1 pseudogene is annotated in these 360 nt (G+C 71.1%); it reads left to right on the top strand.

What is annotated here, in order from left to right:
- Positions 1 to 223: pseudogene (locus H7A73_RS17935) on the top strand (malto-oligosyltrehalose trehalohydrolase); the annotation flags it as partial.
- Between the last annotated feature and the right edge of the window lie 137 nt (positions 224 to 360).

The following is a 360-nucleotide window of genomic DNA, read 5'->3' on the forward strand; positions in this document are numbered from 1 at the left end:
CGCGGCCTCGACGCCGTGGCAGTTCTTCACCTCGCACCCGGAGCCCGAGCTCGGCAAGGCCACCGCAGAAGGGCGCATCGCCGAGTTCGCCGAGCACGGTTGGGACGAGTCAGCGGTGCCGGACCCGCAGGACCCGACGACGTTCACCAACTCCAAGCTCGACTGGGCCGACGTCAGCTCGGAGCGCGGTGCGGCGATCCCAGGTCGGCAGAGCGCGGTGTAGGGACAGAGGGTCCGCGGCCTCGACGCCGTGGCAGTTCTTCACCTCGCACCCGGAGCCCGAGCTCGGCAAGGCCACCGCAGAAGGGCGCATCGCCGAGTTCGCCGAGCACGGTTGGGACGAGTCAGCGGTGCCGGACC

This window comes from Curtobacterium sp. ME12, from assembly GCF_903970855.1.
Lineage (GTDB): Bacteria > Actinomycetota > Actinomycetes > Actinomycetales > Microbacteriaceae > Curtobacterium > Curtobacterium poinsettiae_A.